Here is a 19,025-nt window from a genome sequence, read left to right on the forward strand (position 1 = left end):
TTCTGAGTCTCACTTGCGCGGGGGAACGATGTCCTCGCCACCCTCGCGCGGATAGCCGCGCTCCTCGCGCGACTCGCCCTCCGAGCCCCAGCGCGGCGAGTCCGTGGTGAAGGCGTGCTCCTCCTCCGACTCACCGCCCGAGGCCACCCGGAAGTCCGGCCCCGGCTCGTCCGTGAGCTTCCTGCCCGCCTTCTTCGTGTCCGCGTCCTCCGCCCCGGCCATGTTCCTGTTCTTCTTGTCGTCGCGGATGCTCATGGCTCACTCCTGTGCGCGCGGGCCCGGCGGACCCACGCTGGCTGGTTGTCCACTCCACGAACGTCATCACTGACCTCCGGGGATGGGAGGCGAACGCGGGGACCGGCGGCCAGGCGAGCGAGCGCCGGGGGCCTTCCCGGAAAGCGCGGGTACAGTGTGCCGCCCGCCTGGACGTACCCTCCCGGGCCTCTTCGTGTGGGGAAAGCACGCCATGACCTCGCAGCACGGACCGGAAGGGGCGCCTCGGAGCGGCCGCATTTCCCGGTTCCCATTTCCCGCCCCCTGGCCGGTCTCTCCTGGGAAGGAGCACGCCCTGAGCCCGACACACCGACAGCGCCGAGCATCCGGAGGGCCCCGCCATGGATGACGCCCGGCTGGCGCAGCTGTACGCGCAATACGGCTACCTCGTGCACCGCCGCTGTCTGCAGCTGCTGCGCCGCCCCGAGGACGCCGAGGACGCGTTGCAGGAGACCTTCCTGCGGGTGAAGCGCTACGGCGGGCCCCGCGAGGGCGACGCCACCCTGGCCTGGCTCTACACCATCGCCCAGCGCTGCTGCTTCGACCTGATGGAGCGCACCGGCCGCGAGCCCCCCGCCGAGGAGTCGCAGCTGGCCGTCCTGGAGCAGCGCGGCGAGGGCTCCCCCGAGGACGCCGACCGCCGCGCCCTGCTCGGCCTGGCGCTGCGTCAGCTCGACGGCAAGACACGCACCATCGGCGTGCTGCACTTCCTGGATGGCTACACCCAGGAGGAGGTCGCCGCGCGGACCGGCTACTCGCGCCGCACCATCGGCAAGAAGCTCCAGCAGTTCGAACAGCGCATCCGTCAGCTGTGGCAGTCGCGCGCCAGCCTCGAGGAGACACGATGAGCCCCCCTCCCCTGCCGCCCTCCCCCCGGGGGCCCCACTGTCCTCCGGCCGCCGTGCTCGAGGCCCTGAGCGCCGGTGAGCCCGCCCCCGAGGCCACGCGCTCCCACGTGGCCGGCTGCCCCGATTGCCACGGCCAGCTCGAGGCGCTCACCACCGCCCGCGAGGCCTTCGTCCGCGCCAGGCCCCCCGAGCTCTTCCTGCGCCAGCTCGAGCGGCGCGCCGCCTCCCAGCCCCGGCGCGGCCTCCGCTGGTGGCTGCCCGTGCTCGGCGCCTGCGTGCCGCTGCTGGCCCTGCTCGTGCTCGTGCCCCGGCTGGGACAGGACGACGGCGTGCGCCTGAAGGGCGGGGCCTTCCGCGTGGTCGTCTCGCGCGACGGGGGTGCCCCGGAGCTGCTCGGCCCCGACGCCCTGGTGCGGCCCGGGGATGCCCTGCGCTTCGCCTACGAGTCCACCGAGGCCGGGCACCTCCTCGTGCTCGAGCTGGATGGGCGGGGGAACGCGAGTGTCTTCCACCCCTACGGCGCCGCCACCTCCGCGCCCCTGGCCGCCGCACAGCGGGAGTTCCTCCCCGGCAGCGTGGTGCTCGACGACGCGCCCGGCCCGGAGTGGCTGCTCGCCGTCTTCTCCCCCCGGCCGCTCGAGGCCGCTCCCCTCCTCGAGGCCCTGCGCGCTCAGGCGGGACGGGCGGAGCCCACCCTCTCCTGCCCGGAGTGCGGTGTGAGTACGATTCGCCTCCAGAAGCGCCCATGACTCCGCTCCGCCCGCTCTGGCTCCTCCTCGCCGCCCTGCCGCTGCTCTTCTGTCCCCTCCGGGCTTCCGCCGCCACCGTGCGCCTGCTGGTGTCCATCGGCGCCAACGTGGGGGACCCGGACGACGCCGTGCTCAGCTTCGCGGACGACGACGCCGGGCGCGTGCGGCAGCTCTTCGTCGAGCTGGGCGGGGTGCGCGCCGACCGCTCCTATCTGGTGGTGGATCAACCCGCCGCCATGGTGCGCCAGCGGCTCGCCGAGGTGACGGGCCGCATCGCCGAGCTGCGCGCCGCGGGCGATGACGCGGTGCTCATCGTGTACGTCTCGGCCCACGCGAAGGCGGGCGTGCTGCACCTGGGCGGCACCCACCTGCCACTCGCCGAGCTGCGGGACAGCGCGCGGCAAGCGGGCGCCCGGCTCAGCGTGCTCCTGGTGGACGCGTGCGAGAGCGGCACCCTCGCCCGGCGCAAGGGCGGCAGCGCGGGCCCCGAGTTCGCGGTGTCGCTCGAGCAGATTCCCCTGCACGGCCAGGTGGTCATCTCCTCCAGCGGCCCGGGGGAGAGCTCCGAGGAGTGGGACTCGCTCAAGGGCTCGCTCTTCACCCACCACCTGCTCACCGGCCTGCGCGGAGACGCGGACGCGGAGGGCGATGGGCGGGTGTCGCTCGCCGAGGCCTATGGGTATGCGTACCGGCGCACGGTGGCGGGGGCCGCCGGCGCGGGCCAGCATCCGGCCTATTCGTGGGAGTTGGCGGGCACTGGGGAGCTCATCCTCACCGAGCCCCGGGCCGCTCGCAGCGCGCTCGTCTTCCCCGCGGCGCTCGCCGGCCGCTACGTGGTGGCGAGCCAGCCCCGGCCGGACGTGGTGGCCGAGGTGGAGAAGACCGCGGGACGTCCGTTGCGGCTGGCGGTGCCCCCGGGGCGCTACCTCCTGCGCAAGCGCGCGGGCGCGAGCACCGGCCTGCTCGAGCTGGAGCTGCCCTATGGCGGGGAGAGACAGGTTCGCGAGGAGGAGCTGACGTGGCGCCGCTACACGGAGGTGGCGCTCAAGGGCGGCCACGTGGAGCTGCGCGGCTCGGCGCTGCTGGGGCTCGTGCGGATGGAGAGCGCGCCGGTGGTGGGCACGGGGACTCGTCTCACCGGAGGGCTGGGTTACCGGCACAGTTGGGGCTCGTGGTGGGCGCTGGGCACGCTCGGGTTCAGTCAGACGGCCTACCCGGCCGTGGGGCTCGAGGTGCGCGAGCGCGCGCTCGGGGCGGGAGTCGCCGCCGGCTACCGCTGGCTGGAGTGGGCGCTGGTGCCGTACGTGGGCCTGGGCGTCGAGCTCACCGTCCTGGAGCAGCAGCTGCGGCGCGAGCGGGAGAAGGAGATTGGCGACACCTTCGACGTCGAGCCGCTGAGGCCCCGCCGGACGCTCGGCGTGGGCGTGGGCCCCCTCGTGGGCGTGGAGGTGCCCCTGCCGGCGCGGGCCTTCGCGCTCGTGCAGGGACAGGTGCTCCTGCGCTACCTGCCGAGCACGGAACAGCCCGTCCTGCTCCCCGCGGCCTTCGTCTCCGTGGGCGCTGGCTGGCGCTTCTAATCGCGAGAAGCCGGTTCCCATTTTCCGGCCCCATGCCGGTCTCCCTTCCCGAGCGCCCATCCCGGGCCGCTCCACCTTGCTTCCCCCTGGAGGGGACTCATGCTCCGGCCACTTTCCAGCCTTCCGTTCCTCCTGCTCTCCCTGCTGCTCTCCCTCGCCGGCTGCGATGGCGTGGTGGGCCCCGGACACGAAGGCCAGCCCCTCGTCACGCTCGAGGGACAGATGACGCCCACGCCCGACGCCCGCATCGACGGACAGGTGCGTCTGGCCCTCGTGTGGTACCCGCAGTGGATGGCCGAGGACGGCACGGGCGACACCCAGAATGGCCCCGTGGAGATCGTCACCGAGGACGTCATCTACCAGGGCAGCTTCCCGGCCAACTACCGCTTCCACATCTACCGCCTTCCCCCCGCGGAGGCGCTCGCACCGCTCGGCGCGGGCCTCCAGGGCAAGGGCGCCTTCGGCATCCTCCTGGCCTACCAGGACCTCAATGGCAACGCGAAGCTCGACACCATCGCCACCACGGGCGCCCCGGTGGACCGCGTCATCGGCTCCTCGCTCCTGGGTGATGCGAAGTCCACCTTCGCGCTCGTCTACTCCACCACCGCGCAGCCCGCGTACACGGGCCTGAATCCCGGCTTCAACCTCGTCCAGGCCGTCAATGACGACGCCACCTCGGTGGTGCCGCTCAACACCCGCCTGCGAATCAACCTCACCCAGGGCGGCCCCCTCTTCGACGCCTTCGTCTGCGAGGCCGGGTGGCTCACCTTCCTGTTCACCGACGCGTGCGGCCTGGACAGGGGCGATGTCTTCGAGCCGGGCGGACTCTCGGTGCAGGGCCGCGTGGCGCTCGAGGGCACGAAGGCCGTGGCCGAGCTGACCCTCTCCTCCGAGGGCACGCCGCTCCAGGACGCGACGGTGAAGCTCGCCGGCCGCACCCTCGCCTATGACGTGGCGCGCGAGGCCTATGTCCTCGAGGAGCAGGACTCGGCGCTGCTGACGGCCGGTGGCAGCTTCGAGCTCACCGCGGTCGCCGGAGGCAAGTCGCTGCGCCACACGTTCCAGATGCCCGGCGCCTTCGACATCACCACCCCCACGGCCAACGCCCAGGTGAGCGCGAGCCAGCCCCTGGAGCTGGGGTGGACGGCCTCCCCGGGCACCACCGAGTACTACGTGGGCTTCTCCTCCCGCACCGCAAGCGAGAGCACCCTGGCCGCGGAGGGCGAGCTCTCGCACACCTTCGACCCCACGGGCGCGCAGGGGGAGGGCACCGTCCGCGTGGAGGCCCGCATCGTGCCAATGGACATCGACGCGTACGTGACAGTGGCCCTGGTGCGCGAGCGGGCCTTCACCTTCGCGCCGTAACGATGCACTCAGGGGGCATCGGGGGCCGGCACCCGCGGCAGCTCCACCGTGAAGGTGGCCCCCTGGCCGGGAGTGCTCTCGGCGGAGAGGGTGCCTCCCATGGGCCTGGAGCACCTGCTGCGTCACGTACAACCCCAGCCCCAGTCCGCCGTAGTGCCGCCCCGACACGCCCCGCTCGAACTTGTGGAAGATGCGGGGCAGCACGTCCGGCTCGATGCCGATGCCCTCGTCCCGCACCACCAGCCGGGCCCATTCCCCCAGGTCCTCGACGCGGATGGACACGGGATGGCCTCCCCCGTACTTGAGCGCGTTGGAGAGCAGGTTGGACACCACCTCCCCCTCCACCTCCAACTGGAGCGGGCTCCCGCTCCGCTCCGACTCCTCCTGGAAGCGCGCGGCCACCTCCCGCACCAGCTCGCACAGGTCCACCGCCTCGCGCTCGATGCGCAGCCGTCCCGCGCTCAGGTGCGACACGTCCAGCAGGCCGTCCACCAGCTCCGACAGCCGCTTCACCTGACGGCGGCTCACCTCCAGGTGCCCGAGCAGCCGCCGGGCCAGCTCCGGCTCGCACCGGGCTTCTATCTCCCGCCAGAGCACCCGCAGCTTGAGCACCAGGGGCGTCAGCGGCGTCTTCAGCTCGTGGCTGGCGATGGAGAGGAACTCGTCACGCAGCCGCACCGCGCGCTGCGCGTCCCGGTAGAGCCGGGCGTTGTCCACCGAGAGCGCCGCGCGCCGGGCCAGGTCCTCCGCGGCCTCCAGCTCCACCGCCCCGTAGTGCCGGCCGGAGCGCGCGGTGGAGATGAAGGTGAGCGCCCCCAGGGTGCGCCCGCGGGCCACCAGCGGCACGGCCATCAAGGACACGGGATGGATGGCCGAGATCGTCCGGGCGTGCTCCTCGTCATGCGCATACGAGGAGAACCGCTCGGGGGGCATCTCCGGCAACAGCACCGCCCGCCCCGAGACGATCGCCTTCGTGGGCGGGTGCTCGGGGTTGCCCTCCGGCCGGGCCGTGAAGCGGCGCATCCGCTCGGTCAGGGACGCATCGACCGGGTCCGCCGTCGACACCTCCACCCGGCGCACCGTGCCGTCCTCCTCCAGCAGGTCCACCAGGCACAGGTCCGCCAGCGTGGGGACGGCCAGCCGCGCCAGGGTGGAGAGCGTCGTGCCGTAGTCCAGCGAGGAGGCCAGCGCCGTGCCCGCCTCCGCCAGGAAGCGATGGAGCTCCTCGCGCCGGCGCCGCTCGGTGATGTCGATGACCGAGCCGATATAGCCGAGGAACTCCCCGCCCGGCCCGAAGCGGGGAACCGCCGAGTCGATGGTCCAGCGGTACTCCCCGTCCGTGCGGCGCAGCCGGTAGTCCAGCCGGAAGGGCACGCGCCGCGCGTTGGCGTCCACGAAGACGGCCTTCGTCGGCGCGGCGTCCTCGGGGTGGACGGCGTCCAGCCACCCGAAACCCAGCCCCGTCTCCTTCGTCTGGCCGGTGAACTCGTACCACTGCCGGTTGAGGTAGACGCACGCCCCCTCCGGCTCCGTCATCCACATCATCACCGGCGCGTGGTCCGCCATGTTGCGGAAGCGCGCCTCGCTCTCCTGGAGCGCCCGCTCGGCGGCCTTGCGCTCGCCGATGTCCATCAGCGTCACCAGCACCCGGTCCATCCGCCCCACCACCGCGTCCCAGCTGAAGGTGAAGAGCACCTCCAGGCGCCGCCCGTCCAGCGTCCGCACCATCGACTCCGCCTGGAGGAAGGGCCGGCCCTCGGTCAGCGCCACCAGCTGCTCGACGAAGACGACCAACGACTCCGGCACGAGGACGCGCTCCAGCGAGCCGAGCAGCTCCTCCTGGCTGGAGGCGCCGATCATCCGCAGCGCGGCCTCGTTGACGCTCACCACGCGCACCCGCCGCACCGCCTCCTGGACGAAGTCCGGGTGGGCCCCGCACCAGGCGCGCACGTCCCGCACACCCTGGCGCCGCAGCTCGAGCAGCAGCTCCTGCACCCCCGAGAAGTCCTCTTCCCAGATGGAGACGCCCGCCATCTGGACGATGTGGCGGGCGTGGGCCTCGCGCTCCTCCAATTCCGCGAGCCGGCGCAGGAGGGATGCCCGCTCGTCACCGGAGCGAGGGCCCCGACGTCCCTCGGGGGTCTTCCTGGGTGCCTTGGGCATGGGTCTCCGGCTCGCCCCGAGGCACGGCTCAGCCGAGGCCCAGCGCCTGCTCCACCTGCACCGCCCGATGGGCGTACGTGTGCTCGGCGAGGACCCGGCGGCGCGCCGCCTGCCCCAGGTCCCTCACGCCGTCGTCCGTGAGACACAGCACCGCCTCGGCCACCTCCAGGCCGTCCTGCGCCACCAGACACTCGCGCCCCGGCTCCAGGAAGAGCTCGATGCCCTCCCACGCGTCCGTGATCAGACAGGCGCCCGCGCCCGCGGCCTCGAGCAGACGCGGGGCCGGCGAGAAGCCGAAGCGCGCCATGCCGTCCCGGCTGACGTCGAGCACCGAGCGCGCCGAGCAGCGCAGCACGTCATGCTCCCGGAGCGGCACGGGGCCCACGTACCGCACGTTGACGGGCCGCGGCCGGTCTCCCCAGCCCTCACCGCCCAGCAGGAAACGCTTGTCGGGCAGCAGGTCCGCGGCGCGCAGGAAGAAGGACTCCACGCGCCGCTCCAGGTCCGGCAGCCGGTCGTCCAGCAGCGCCAGGTCACAGTCGAAGCGGTGCTCGGCCCCCACCGGCTGGTGCGCCTCCGGGTCCACCGCGCTGTAGATGGGAATGCACTCGCGCGCCCCGAGGTCGCGGTAGGCCAGCACCACCGGGTCTCCCCCGCCCTGCGTGAAGACGCGGTCATAGCGCGGCACGAGCGCCCGGAACGGATCCTCCGGGTCTCCCGCCATGCGCTCCAGGGAGACGGGAGCGTCCAGGTCCCAATACACCACCTGGGTGCGGCCGGAGCGCAGCTCCAGCACGCGGGCGTTCAGCCAGTCGTCGAGGAAGCCCACGTGGCTGGCCTTCACCACCACGTCCGCTTCCCGCGCCTCCTCCAGACAGCGCTCGAGCCCGGCGGTGCCCTCCACCGAGTACACCACCACCGTGGCCCAGTCCGGGGCCACCGGCAGATCCCTGTGACGCTGACGCTCGGGGAGCGCCGGCTCGTAGAAGGTAATCTGGTGGCCCCGTGCGTGGAGGGCCTTGAGCAGGCCGCGGTAGTACGTGGCGGCTCCGTTCCACCAGGCGGAGACGAGGCTCGCGCCAAAGAAGGCGATCCGAAGTCCGTGGCTGCGCATGCGACATCCTTTCCCGCTCGAACCGGCCCCCCAGTCCGGATTCGACGCCCACCCAACAGTCGGCGCTCAGGTGGCCCGCGCCAGCTGGGGCTGGACGGCGGACACCCCCCCGGACGCACGGTCCAGGTCGGCATAGACAGCAAGGTAGGCATCCGCCATGCGATCCGGGGAGAACTCCAGTGCACGCGTCCGTGCAAGGGTGGACATCCGGCTGCACAGCACGGGCTCCGACACCAGCCGGCGCAGGGCGCGCGCGAGCATGTCCGTGTCCTCTGGTGGAACGAAGACGGCCGCGTCCTCCCACACCTCGCGCAGCGAGGGGATGTCTCCCAACACCAGCGCACACCCGGCGAGCGCGGCCTCCAGCACCGCCAGGCCCGAGGGCTCGTAGCGTGCGGGAAGCACGTAGATGGAGGCGCGGCCCATGTACCCGGCGAGCTCCGCCTGCGGCAGCCACCCCAGCGCGCGCACGTAGCGGGCCCGCACCTCGCCGCCGTCGGGGTGCTGGGAGTCGCCGGCCACGAGCACCGGCCAGTCCAGCCGGGGCGCCACCGTCTCCAGCACCTCCAGGTTGCGCGCCTCGTCCCACAGCCGGCCCGTGGCGAGGATGAAGGGCTCGCGCACGGGGCCCGGCGGGAAGTCCTCGTGGCGGCGCGCGGGGGGGATGACACCGGAGGAGCGCAGCGGCCCGTAGTGCCGCGACAGGGAGGCGAGCAGCTCGGCGGAGGGCGCCACCACGTGGCCCGCGGCACGCAGCCCCCGCGCCACCTCCCAGCGGTAGCGCATGTCCCGCTCCAGCGCCGGCTCGCCCTTCACCGCCTCCCACCACGACAGGGGGCACGCGTGGGCCACCACCAGCGGACGGCGCGTCCAGGGCAGCGCGGCGTGGCAGTAGCCGTTGAGGTGCACCGCGTCCGGCTGGAGGCGGGACTCCAGCTCCAACAACCACTCCCCCGCCGCCGCCACGTCGTCCCAGGCGTCCTCGGGCCCCTCGAGCCTCCAGGTGCTCTGCTCCACGGAGAGCCCCGGCACGCTCCGCACCTGCGCCCACTGGAGCGCGGTGAGCGGCTCGCCCTGCACGGCCAGCGTCACCTCCACGCCCCGGCGGCCCAGCGCCCGGCTCAGCTCCAGCGCGTACGTCCACACGGGGCCCGTGGTGCTCGCCGTCATGAGCACGCGGCGCACCTTCCCCGACGCGCTCGGGCGTGCGGTGACGGTGGCGGGCAGCGAGGAAAGTTGGCGCATGGCTACAAGCGGTAACACACCCGTGACCTTCCGACAGACGGGGGGGCCCCCTGAAGCCCCCGCCGCTGAACGGATCAACGTCCCGGATGCTCTCGGGTCAACGTCTCGGCCGTACGAAACCGGACAGGGTGCCCCCGTGAGCGGAAAACGTGCTTGTCACACCTTTGTACAACGCTCGGGGGTCACTCACGGGCTCGCGCGGGCACCGGCGTCGCGCCGCTCCCAGACGTCCGGGCCCCCCTGTCCCTCCGCCGGGAAGCAGCGGACGAAACGCTCGCGGAACCACTGCTGGCTCTCCCCGGAGAGCTGCCACGCGCCGCGCCACCCCAACACCACGTACCGGCAGCGCTCCAGCACGGAGCGCATGCCGCGCTGCGAGGCGCTCGCGTTGAAGGCCGCCTGCGTGCTCGCGAAGTGCTCGCCCGAGCCGAGCGCGTCCTGGAGCATCAGGGCGTAGGCATCCACCACCACGGGCACCCCGGGAAGGCGCGGGGGCAACCGTCCTCCCGTGAGGCCCCAGGCGGGCTCGAAGGCGCAGACGGGAGCATCGGCGGGCACGGCCTGGCGCAGGTACCTGCCGAGCGCCGGCAGATCGGGCGCACGGGCCCGGAGTCCTTCACGCAGGTGCCGCGCGGAGACGAGCGGCACGGCCACGGCCAGCAGCACGGGCACGGTCCGCGCCCACCTCCAGCCCCGGGCGGAGAGCCACCCGTGGAGCGCCGCCGCGCCGAGCCCCGCCAGCACCGCCTCCGAGGCGGCGAGGTGGGCGTTGTACTGGTTCCAGTAGCTCGGCGAGGCGAGGAACGCGGCCACGGTGAGGACATAGGCCCCGGCGAAGAACCGCTCGGTGGAGCGCGAGGGCGTGGAGGCGCGCAAGGAGCGCACCGAGGCCACGAGCAGCCCCAGGAGCGCGAGCCCCACGCCCACCAGCCGCCGCTCGTGGAGGATGTCGTGCAGCCGGGCGAGGCGATTGGACTCACCGTCTCCTGGGCGCAGGGACTGGAAGAGGAACACGTCCTCGAGGAAGCGCGAGGGCGAGGCGGCGACGAAGGGCCCCACCAGCAGCAGCACGGTGGCCCCCGCCGTGAACGCGAGCCCCAACTGGGAGCGCCACGCGGCGCGAGGCGAGCGGGACAGCAGCGCGGCGACGAGCCAGATTCCCCCCAGCACCTTCACCGAGATGGCGAGGCCACAGAGCACACCGGCCCCGAGCCAGCGGCGGGAGGCACGGCCATCCTCGGGGGCATCGAGCCAGACATTCGCCAGGGCCAGACAGGCGAGGTTGAGCACGGGCTCCAGGAAGGGGCCGCGCTCGACGATGACGAGCTCCGGATAGGAGGCGTAGACGAGCGCCGCCACGAGGCCCGCCACGGGGCCCCAGGCGCGCAGGGCGAGCCGGCCCACGAGGAAGACATTGAAGGCCCCGACACTGGCGGCCAACCACCGGGCGAGCACGAAGCAGGAGGCCGCGTCCCACCCGGAGGCGAGCACGGCGGCGGGGCTCCACAGCAGCAGCGAGCCCGGAGGGTGGACGAAGATGAAGTCCCGGTACGGCAGCAGCCCCTGGAAGAGCAGCGCCGAGGCGGTGAAGTAGACGCCCTCGTCGTAGTCCACCGGGTAGCCGAAGGCGCCATGCCGGTTGAAGAAGGGCAGGACGCGGAGCAGCCACGCGCCCACCGCCACCGCGGCCAGCACCCACCACCCACGCCGGTTCCAGGTGCCGTCCTCCGGGACGGACGATGACTGCGAGATCGGGCTCATCGAGACGGGCGCGGAGCGTAACAGCGGGCGCCAGCGAGCCCAAGCACGGCGCTCGGCTCAGTGGGTGAGGACCTCGAGGGCGCGCCGGTAGTAGGCCTCGCGCTGGGCGAGCCCGTTGAAGCCGCCGTTGATGCGGCGGGTGATCTCCCGGAAGTCGCCCGCGTCCGCGAGCGCGTTGAGGCCCCGGCTCGTCCAGAACCAGGCCGCGACGCGGAAGCCCACGTCGACATCGGCGGCGCGCTCGGGGTGCTCCTCCAGCTCGAGGCGCAGGGCGCGGCCCGCGGCGCGGTAGTTGGTCCGGCCGGTGAGCTGGATGGGACCGCGGCCCTTGTAGCGCCGGCCATCGCCCCATTGCGTGTTGCCCAGGTCCCTGCGTCCCTCGTAGGCCTCACCGGAGGCGAGCTCCTCGAAGTAGCGCAGCTCCCCGCTCTCATGGGCGAGCTGGGCGAGGAAGGCCGCCTGGCGCTGCGGGGTGAGGATGTCCGCCTCGACCATGGCCGCGTCGAGGTACGGCAGACATTCATGGGCACGGGCGTCCGACAGCCTGGGCATGATCTCCCGGAGCTGCTTCTCATTGAGCCGCACGCTGATGGGGACCTCGGGAGGCTCACCCTGGACGTGGACGCCGAGCGCGGTCCAGGTCCGCGTCCCGACGATGCCATCCGCGACCAGGCCCCTGGACTGCTGGAAGGCCTTCACGGCGGCCTCGGTCCTCCGGCCGAAGACGCCATCGGCCACCCCCGCGTCGAAGCCAGCCTCCAGGAGCCTGCGTTGCAGCTCGGCGACCTCCGGGCCGCGCGACTCCAGCCGCAATTCGCGAGGCGTGGTGGAGGATTGAAGGGACGAGATATCGAGCGAGGGGGGCATCAGGAACCTCCGGGTGGGACGCCACATCCACGGTGGAGTGGGACCGGCGGATTCGTGAGCGGCCCTCGGGTGGGACCGCACCACGCATCATCTCCTCTACCAGCGAGCAACAGAGCAAACGGTTGGACGGCCCGCTGCTGATGATGTCCCCTGATGCCCCCCACTCGCGCAGGTGCAGCCATGACATACCAGCCCCTTCCCTACGAGCTGTACGACACACAAGAGGCGATTGGGAAACAATGGGTCGCACATCCCGCTCCGGAGCACAGGCGGCTCCTGGCATTGGCACGAGATGCGCTCTGCTTCGTCTACGCGACTGGCCAACCGTATCGCTTCGAGAACTTCCGCAGGGGTCTCGAAGCCGACGGTCACCCGCCACCCGGCACCTTCGAAACACCTGGAAATGACTTCGCGAGTCTTGAGGAGCAGCTGAGCAGCACGAGGGAGTTCCTCACGAGGCGACGCGACGAGGCCGATACCGCCCGGGACAAGGAGGTGCTCCAGGCCATCGTGGACACACTCCACTTCATCTCCGCGACCGGGCAGCACCGCGCATTCAATGAGTATCTCGAGCACATCGCGGCGGATGCACCTCCGTATGTCATTGCCTCGTTCGGCACGAAGGCGGAGGCGGAAGCATGGCTCGAGAATCAGCCCATTCCTCCCGATTCCGCCAGTGTGCTGATCGCAGACGCCTATCACTGGGTCGTCCATGACGAGCGGGTGGGCATCTTCCGTCTGCCGCGCATCCGCGACCTCGAGCACCACCTCGCCGATCTCAAGAAGAGACATCCCCCCGCAGCCGTCGCCTCCTTCACCACGCGAGAGGAGGCAGAGGCATGGTGGAAAGCGCAACCCACGCCCGCCAGATGGGCCTGGGTGTCCATCGCGGGTGAGCCCTCCCTCGCGGTGTATCACCCCAACATCCAACACCGCGCCCTCTACCCGCTCTCCCTGGCCGATGGGTACGAGGTGGACGAGGAGGATGAAGAGGTAGAGCCCGGCGAGCCGTAGCGGCGCGGGTCCAGGCGTCCCGCCCGCCTTCGGGGCGAACAGCTCCGCGCATTCCGGCTTGACCTCGCAGGTTCTGCGGCGGGAAGGTCCCGGCGCATGCTGCCCACCCTCTGCGGTCACCTCGCCCTGCTCGCCGCCTTGTCCGCGGACCCGCCGGACCTCCCGCCTCCCCAGGTCATCCCCTCGCGACCCCTCCCGGCACAGGAGGTGATTCCCGAGGTCACCTCCCCAGCGGCCCCCACGTTCCGCTTCATCCCCCCGCTCGACCCGGCGGCCCTCGCGCAGCGGAGCGGTGAGCCGGTCCCGCCCCCCGTCACAGCCGAGCCCGGGAGTGCACGGCCCGAAGCCATGCGCATCGAGGTGCCCCAGGTCCATCCCGAGGACGCCCACGTCCGCGAGGAGCCGGGGTTGCTCGCGCGGCTGGTGCTCTCGGGACAGTTGCTCCGGGGCGGCGTCACCGTCGCGAGGTGGACGGCTCCCAGCGCGCCAATCCCCGAGGCCCCACTCTTCGTCAAGGAGAGAACCCTCTACCTCGCCAGGACGCTGGCCGTGGTGGCCATGACGCTGGAGCTGTCCCCGGCCGCCACGAGGCCCTGGGTACCGGGCGAAGCGTGGCTGCTGGATGCGCGAGGTGGCGTGGTGGGCCGCTTCCCGGTGTGGATGGAGGGGAGACAGCTCGGCCCGGGAGAGAGCCGCCCCATGGTCATCGAGGTGGAGCGCGTCCCTGGCACGCAGCCCAGGGTGCTCCGGCTGGAGCTGCGGGAACGAGACGGTGGGCCCACCGTGCAGGCCGGAGAGCTGAAACTGTGAACGGGGAGCGATTGAACATGAACGGGCACATCCTGAACGTGGCGTGGCTCGAGCCCGGCACGGTGGTGGCCGGCTGGCGTCTCGGTGAGAGGCTGGGGTTGGGAGGCTATGGGGCCGTCTACCAGGCGGAGTCGGTGGAGCAGCCAGGCACCTTCTGCGCCATCAAGGTGTTCCTCAACCCCGCGGACGTGCGCGCCGGACGCGAGGCGGCCCTGCTCATGGACAAGGCGGTGCACCCCAACGTGGTGCGCTGTCTGGGCACCGGCCGCTGGCCCCACCCGGCCCGGGGGCACCCCTTCCTGGTGCTGGAGCTCGTCCCCGGCCTGCCCCTGCACCTCTGGGTGGAGCAGAACAACTCCGACTTCGCGCGCGTGGCGTACGTGGGCGCGGAAGCCGCCCTGGCGCTGGGCACGCTGCACAAGCGGGGCGTCCTGCACCGCGACCTCAAGCCCGAGCACCTGCTCGTCCGGGAGACGGACATGCGCCCCGTGCTGGTGGACTTCGGCTCGGGCGACTACGAAGGGGCGGGCACGCTCACCGAGACGCCGCTGCCTCCGGGCACCGCCCACCTGCGCAGCCCCGAGGCCGCATGCTTCTGGCTGGCCCGGGAGGACAACCCCCGGGCGCGCTACACCTACGGCCCGGCGGACGAGCTGTACGCGCTGGGGGTGTGCCTGTACCGGGCGCTCACGGGGCACTATCCCTTCCCGCCCGGGGACATGAAGTTCATGCTGTACCTGGACATCGCGCACCGGGAGCCGGTGGCGCCCATCGACGTCAACCCCCGGGTGCCACGTGCCTTCAGCGACGCCGTCATGCGGCTGATGGCCCGGCATCCCGAGGCGCGCTACCGCGATGGTGAGGAGACGCATGCGGCCCTGCTGGCGGCCGTCACCTTCGGAGGGCGCGAGCCCTGGGAGGCCAGCGTCTTCGCCTGGGACGAGTCACCCGACGCGTCTCTCCCGGAGGGAGCGGCCACCTCCCAGCGGAGCATCCGCCGCCCGCCTCCGCCTCCCGTGCGGGAGCAGCCCCCACCGTCCCCGCCCGCGCCCTTCCCGGAGCGGCCCCCGCGCTGGCGCAAGGCCCCGCTCGCCGGGCTCGCGGCCCTGGTGGCCCTCGCGGCGTTGGTGCTCCTCCTCACACCGCAGGTGAGGAATCCCTCGCACTCCCACCCCACTGCCGAGGTAGCCAGGAAACACCCGCCCGCAGCGGTTCAGGAAGTGGCGCCCGGGACAGACGCGCCGGACACTGCGCCCACCGCGGCCCCGCCCTCCCCGGCGGAAGTCGCCCCCGCGGCCCCCCCTCCGGTGCGACAGAAGGATGATGCGTCGATGAAGAAGAAGAACGGACCTGAGAACTCCGATGCCTGGAAGCGAGCGCTGCTGATCTGCCTGGTCCAGGGCGGAACCGCCTGCGCGGGCGCCCAGCTCAAGCCCCAGCGGGGCCCCTGCCCTCCCGAGGCCCTCGCCGCCATGAAGTCCCTGAACATCGACATCAATGATGGCCGGGATGCCTGGCTCGATGTCACCAAGCCCCTTGCGCTCGGCGGGGACAATTACGCGGACGGCCCCGTCCTCAGCACCTTCATGGACGACTTCGGCGATCTGCCCGCGGGCTCGGTGCTGTACGGCCGGCTGTGGGTGACCGGCAACGGGACGGACAACGAAGGGCGCAAGCAGATCTTCGGCCGCTGGGACAAGGCGAAGCTGCCGGATGGACGGGTGGTGCCCGTGTGCTTCAACCTGATGAACCCGGACGGCGTGTATGAGTCCACGGGGGGGCCCCCCGGCTACGCGCGGCTGCCGCGCAACATCACGCTGGTGGCCGTGGACCGCTTCGTCTTCGAGGAGTGGGCCCCGCGCTAGGAGCCTGTCGGAATATCCCCACGACCCACTCCCTATAAGCTCCCAGGTGCTCAACCTCCAGCGGGACGCCGCGAGCCCTCAACACACTGCCGACGGCAACCCCGGCCCGGAGGTCTCCTCGGGCCGGGGTCTTCTTTCGTCAGCCTCCGTCCAGCCCAGGGAGTGGAGGTGCTGGAGGGGCCGCGGGGTGCGCCTCCCGCCCAGGTGTGGGGCTCGCGCCAGACTCTCCTGTCAACAAGCCCGCGCGGTAACACCTCCCTCACCGCACGATGAAGTCGAACCGCTCCACTGCCGACCTGAACTCCTCAAGTGCCGCCCCCGAGCGCTTCGCCTCCGCCGGCGCGTAGAGCGTCACCGCGGACGTGCTGGGCTGTTCCTTGAGCGGACCCTCCAGGGTCACGGGGATGAAGTCGCCCGGCCACGGAACGCGCAGCAGCTCCCGCCCGTGCTTGATGGGGTCCACGATGGTGAAGCATGGCCACTTCGGGAGCCGGATTGTCCGCATGTCGCAGCCGTGAAAAACGCACTGGTCGAGACGAGCCTCGGAAAAGTCACAGTTCGCGATCCCGCCGTGCTCCCACCACCTGTCCACGCCGACCCGCTGGCCGAACCTGATTCCAGAAAACCGTCCTGTGAATCGGCAGCCCTCAAACCGAATCGACGTCCAACACTGCTCTACAACCTCTCGCTTTGCCGTGATGGTGCAGTCGAGCAGCGTGCCCCACATCGGAACCAACTGCCGCCGCCCAACGCCGATGACGAGCGTGCAGCGTTGCAGCGTCACGTTGGGCCCCAGCCAGTAGATGGCCTCCTTGCTGGTGAGTTCCAGTCGCTCGCCCTGGATCTCCCGCTCTTCGTAGTGAACGTTGGAGCTTTCGTGCATGTCAGAAGAAGATCATACGAAAGAAGGAACTCGCCATCCGCCGCCCGTGAATCTCGAAGTTCGAGTCGGTACCCGACAAAATCTCGTAGCCGAACTTCTGACCAGGTGGCCCGGCCACATCAACACCCCGGGGCTTCCAGTCCAACTTCGGGAAGAGGATCCGCAGCTGCTCCTCCACCCACCGTCCACGCGCTTGGCGCTCGAGCAGGTTTGCGCGGTGCACCAGCCCCCGCTGGAGCATTCGCCTGATGGCGGCCTCCACCTTGGGTGAGTAGTGCTCTGGACCCCAGCGCGAGGCCACCTGCTTCGCCGCCGCCTGGAGCTGGTCACCCAAGGGGTCCGAGGCAGGAATGTCATTGACGGATACGCCTCGTGAGAGGTGCCACCGCTCTCCGTTCCTCTCTACCTGCCTGTTGCCACCGCGGTGCCGGTACACCTCTTGGGTGGGTGACCCGCTTGAGCTGGCGCTCACCGCGCTGTTGCGGCTCATCATGGCGCCAGCGAGGGCACCCTCGGGTCTTACCGTGACCGCCAGGGCACCTTCGGCCGAGACCACAACCGCCTCGACCCGTTCCAACCGCGCCACCACCCACGTCGGCCCTCCTTGCCCTGCGAGCTGCACCTGCGCGAGCCGAAAACCCGGCAGTGAGCGCAGCGCCGACCCCACCTCCGCCAGCGTTCGCCCCGCCAGGGCCGTCACTGCAATGATCATCGCCCTGGCCGCGTCCGTCCCCAGCACCTTCGCGAAACCCTCCCCGGCCTCGCGCAGCTCGTCGAAGGTGGTAGCTACCCGCGCCTTCATGACGAGCTCCGCCCAGCCGTCCATGAGGCCCCACACCGTGTCGATGCCCAGCCAGGCCACCAGCGCCACCGTGAGCACGGCCGCAACACCCTTGGTCACTGGCTCAGGCAGTAGCCACAATCCGAGATAGAAACTCGCCGTCCACAAAAGCGACGTGAGGAGCACCTTGGGGCTCACCTCGCGGCCCAGCGCCGCGTACGTCTCGTCCAGGACCGAGCCGAACGCGAGGGCCAAGGCCAGCGTGCTCCGGTCGTCCGAGCGCAAAAAGGGGCCATCCTCAAACAGCCCGAGGCAGTCGCCCCCCCCTCGTACGATGCAGAATCGCTCGTACCTCGCGCGCAGCTCGGCCTCGGCCTGGGGCTCCAGTTCGACAGCTCCCCACTGCTGCTCTGGGAGGATGGCATACACCCGCGGCCGGCCCCCCTCATCGCGCGGCCCCCCCTCCGCGGTGAACGTGCCCCCAGCCTCAACGTCCGAGACTGGCCGTACCTCCCGGGCCTGGCGCAGCGACTCCTGCACCTTGAGGACCTCCGCAGCGGCCGCTTGGGGCCCGCCCTCGAGCTGGCGCCCTCGCGCGAGGCGCTCCACATTCTCTCGAAACTCAGCATGGGTGATGGGGACCGGCCGCGTCCTCACTTTCCCGGGTGCAAGCACCACGACGTCCAGAACAACCGCGCCCTCGAGCCCGGGCTCTGTTGCGGGCCCAGGCCGGGCCTCGGCCTCCTCGGATGCCTCTGCCCAGGTGCGGCTTCGCCCCGCGTTCATGCCCGTCATCGGCGCCTGCGTTGCGCACGCCGCGAAGAGGAAGAGCACGATGAGCGAGAAGGCCCCTGCAGGCGCCCACCTCGGCGGGCCCCCCGTCCTCCCTCTCCGAGCATCGAGCTGCGTACCTCCGCCCTCCCCCACCCCAGGACTTCGGTACTCATTCGCCATGGCGCTGGCCTCTCCTCCGCGTGAAATGACCCTGGAGGATAGGATGCGGGACGCCCAACCATATAGGGGGAGCGCGGCCCTCGCGGGGGCAGCCGCCCTCTCCCTCTGGGGCTCACGGAGCAGTTCCATCTCGACCTGGCCGAGTACGACGAGCGCCCCGTGACGCCGCAGGAGGTCCTCCTCCACCGCGGCCGGGCCCACCTCTTCTCCCTCGACCTCCGCCACGACGGGCTCCGCCACGGCGTGCTCATGCGCAAGCTCGCCGCGCTCGCAGGCGGCGCCCTCGAAGGACTTCACCTTGGAGGCACTCCAAGCCCGAGACCTCATCCCAGAGAACTCTCCACAGCGCCTCGCCTCGGTGGCGGAGAAGTTCGGCCGCGAGCCCTCCGGGGGGGGTAGCACCACCCCCACCGCAGTACTCCGGTGCTACTTCGGCCTGGTGGAGTGTCTCCCCGCGCTGGTCGTCCGAGGGAGTTTTCCCCCCTGCAACGTGTCGAGGTGGAGCGCCTGGGGTGCAGTGAGCCGGCGGGCCTCGGCCTGCGCATGACCCACTGGTCCACGAGGAGCCTGGCTCGCGTTGCCCGCCACAGGGGCATCGCCCCTATCCGACAGGCTCCTAGTGGACTGTCCGACAAGTTTTTCAACATAGTCAGGACAGGTGCCGGTCCACCCACGAGTGCATCTTGGCGCGAGTCCAGGACCAGGTGAAGGGGTGGGCGTAGAGGCGGTTGTACTCGGGCCAGCTGGCGTCGAGGT

14 protein-coding genes and 1 pseudogene are annotated in these 19,025 nt (G+C 71.5%); 7 read left to right on the top strand and 8 right to left on the bottom strand.

Annotated features, from left to right (window positions below):
- Positions 1–9: 9 nt before the first annotated feature.
- Complete coding sequence (locus VFZ09_RS31150; protein WP_329731346.1) at positions 10–255, bottom strand: hypothetical protein; 246 nt, start codon at positions 253–255, stop codon at positions 10–12.
- A 359-nt stretch (positions 256–614) separates the two neighbouring features.
- Here VFZ09_RS31150 and VFZ09_RS31155 point away from each other — a divergent pair, with 359 nt between their 5' ends.
- The 4 genes from VFZ09_RS31155 (at position 615) to VFZ09_RS31170 (ending at position 4,812) form a co-directional block, all read left to right on the top strand.
- A complete protein-coding gene (locus VFZ09_RS31155) occupies positions 615–1,121 on the top strand; it encodes a sigma-70 family RNA polymerase sigma factor (protein WP_329731347.1) in 507 nt (168 codons plus the stop codon).
- Complete coding sequence (locus tag VFZ09_RS31160; protein ID WP_329731348.1) at positions 1,118–1,870, top strand: hypothetical protein; 753 nt, start codon at positions 1,118–1,120, stop codon at positions 1,868–1,870. The genes VFZ09_RS31155 and VFZ09_RS31160 overlap by 4 nt, the downstream gene beginning before the upstream one ends.
- Entirely contained in the window at positions 1,867–3,447 is a 1,581-nt protein-coding gene (locus VFZ09_RS31165) for a hypothetical protein (RefSeq protein ID WP_329731349.1), read from the top strand. Before VFZ09_RS31160 ends, VFZ09_RS31165 begins: the two co-directional genes overlap by 4 nt.
- Before the next feature lie 99 nt (positions 3,448–3,546).
- A complete protein-coding gene (locus VFZ09_RS31170; protein WP_329731350.1) occupies positions 3,547–4,812 on the top strand; it encodes a hypothetical protein in 1,266 nt (421 codons plus the stop codon).
- A gap of 138 nt (positions 4,813–4,950) precedes the next feature.
- Here the strand turns inward: VFZ09_RS31170 and VFZ09_RS51750 are convergent.
- The 5 genes and pseudogenes from VFZ09_RS51750 to VFZ09_RS31205 form a co-directional block, all read right to left on the bottom strand.
- Positions 4,951–6,975, bottom strand: a pseudogene (locus VFZ09_RS51750) (PAS domain S-box protein); the annotation flags it as partial.
- Between the two features lie 28 nt (positions 6,976–7,003).
- Positions 7,004–8,089 (bottom strand): CgeB family protein, encoded by a 1,086-nt coding sequence (locus tag VFZ09_RS31190; protein ID WP_329731353.1) that lies wholly within the window; start codon positions 8,087–8,089, stop codon positions 7,004–7,006.
- A gap of 66 nt (positions 8,090–8,155) precedes the next feature.
- Positions 8,156–9,334, bottom strand: a complete 1,179-nt coding sequence (locus VFZ09_RS31195; protein WP_329731354.1) for a glycosyltransferase family 4 protein — start codon at positions 9,332–9,334, stop codon at positions 8,156–8,158.
- Between the two features lie 186 nt (positions 9,335–9,520).
- Positions 9,521–11,095 carry an ArnT family glycosyltransferase gene (locus VFZ09_RS31200; protein ID WP_329731355.1) on the bottom strand — a complete coding sequence of 525 codons (1,575 nt, stop codon included), beginning with the start codon at positions 11,093–11,095 and terminating at the stop codon, positions 9,521–9,523.
- A 57-nt stretch (positions 11,096–11,152) separates the two neighbouring features.
- Entirely contained in the window at positions 11,153–11,962 is an 810-nt protein-coding gene (locus VFZ09_RS31205; protein WP_329731356.1) for a peptidoglycan-binding protein, read from the bottom strand.
- 180 nt (positions 11,963–12,142) lie between these two features.
- Between VFZ09_RS31205 and VFZ09_RS31210 the strand changes: the two genes are divergently transcribed.
- The 3 genes from VFZ09_RS31210 to VFZ09_RS31220 all read left to right on the top strand — a co-directional run bounded on the left by VFZ09_RS31210 (position 12,143) and on the right by VFZ09_RS31220 (position 15,651).
- Positions 12,143–12,976: a hypothetical protein gene (locus VFZ09_RS31210; RefSeq protein ID WP_329731357.1), complete on the top strand. Its 834-nt coding sequence runs from the start codon at positions 12,143–12,145 to the stop codon at positions 12,974–12,976.
- A gap of 96 nt (positions 12,977–13,072) precedes the next feature.
- Positions 13,073–13,786 (top strand): DUF2381 family protein, encoded by a 714-nt coding sequence (locus VFZ09_RS31215; RefSeq protein WP_329731358.1) that lies wholly within the window; start codon positions 13,073–13,075, stop codon positions 13,784–13,786.
- A 17-nt stretch (positions 13,787–13,803) separates the two neighbouring features.
- A complete protein-coding gene (locus tag VFZ09_RS31220; protein WP_329731359.1) occupies positions 13,804–15,651 on the top strand; it encodes a serine/threonine-protein kinase in 1,848 nt (615 codons plus the stop codon).
- A gap of 259 nt (positions 15,652–15,910) precedes the next feature.
- On the opposite strand, the gene VFZ09_RS31225 is transcribed toward VFZ09_RS31220, so the two are convergent.
- Together VFZ09_RS31225 and VFZ09_RS31230 are read right to left on the bottom strand one after the other, a co-directional pair.
- A complete protein-coding gene (locus VFZ09_RS31225) occupies positions 15,911–16,534 on the bottom strand; it encodes a pentapeptide repeat-containing protein (protein ID WP_329731360.1) in 624 nt (207 codons plus the stop codon).
- A gap of 1 nt (position 16,535) precedes the next feature.
- Positions 16,536–18,149, bottom strand: coding sequence for a hypothetical protein (locus VFZ09_RS31230; RefSeq protein ID WP_329731361.1), 1,614 nt, complete (start codon positions 18,147–18,149; stop codon positions 16,536–16,538).
- Between the last annotated feature and the right edge of the window lie 876 nt (positions 18,150–19,025).

This window comes from Archangium sp. (assembly GCF_036277355.1).
In the GTDB taxonomy this organism is placed as follows: domain Bacteria; phylum Myxococcota; class Myxococcia; order Myxococcales; family Myxococcaceae; genus Archangium.

Bases quoted from the DNA above. Each gene is read 5' to 3' on its own strand.
- VFZ09_RS31150 (WP_329731346.1), bottom strand. From the start codon at position 255: ATGAGCATCCGCGACGACAAGAAGAACAGGAACATGGCCGGGGCGGAG.
- VFZ09_RS31155 (WP_329731347.1), top strand. From the start codon at position 615: ATGGATGACGCCCGGCTGGCGCAGCTGTACGCGCAATACGGCTACCTC.
- VFZ09_RS31160 (WP_329731348.1), top strand. From the start codon at position 1,118: ATGAGCCCCCCTCCCCTGCCGCCCTCCCCCCGGGGGCCCCACTGTCCT.
- VFZ09_RS31165 (WP_329731349.1), top strand. From the start codon at position 1,867: ATGACTCCGCTCCGCCCGCTCTGGCTCCTCCTCGCCGCCCTGCCGCTG.
- VFZ09_RS31170 (WP_329731350.1), top strand. From the start codon at position 3,547: ATGCTCCGGCCACTTTCCAGCCTTCCGTTCCTCCTGCTCTCCCTGCTG.
- VFZ09_RS31190 (WP_329731353.1), bottom strand. From the start codon at position 8,089: ATGCGCAGCCACGGACTTCGGATCGCCTTCTTTGGCGCGAGCCTCGTC.
- VFZ09_RS31195 (WP_329731354.1), bottom strand. From the start codon at position 9,334: ATGCGCCAACTTTCCTCGCTGCCCGCCACCGTCACCGCACGCCCGAGC.
- VFZ09_RS31200 (WP_329731355.1), bottom strand. From the start codon at position 11,095: ATGAGCCCGATCTCGCAGTCATCGTCCGTCCCGGAGGACGGCACCTGG.
- VFZ09_RS31205 (WP_329731356.1), bottom strand. From the start codon at position 11,962: ATGCCCCCCTCGCTCGATATCTCGTCCCTTCAATCCTCCACCACGCCT.
- VFZ09_RS31210 (WP_329731357.1), top strand. From the start codon at position 12,143: ATGACATACCAGCCCCTTCCCTACGAGCTGTACGACACACAAGAGGCG.
- VFZ09_RS31215 (WP_329731358.1), top strand. From the start codon at position 13,073: ATGCTGCCCACCCTCTGCGGTCACCTCGCCCTGCTCGCCGCCTTGTCC.
- VFZ09_RS31220 (WP_329731359.1), top strand. From the start codon at position 13,804: ATGAACGGGCACATCCTGAACGTGGCGTGGCTCGAGCCCGGCACGGTG.
- VFZ09_RS31225 (WP_329731360.1), bottom strand. From the start codon at position 16,534: ATGCACGAAAGCTCCAACGTTCACTACGAAGAGCGGGAGATCCAGGGC.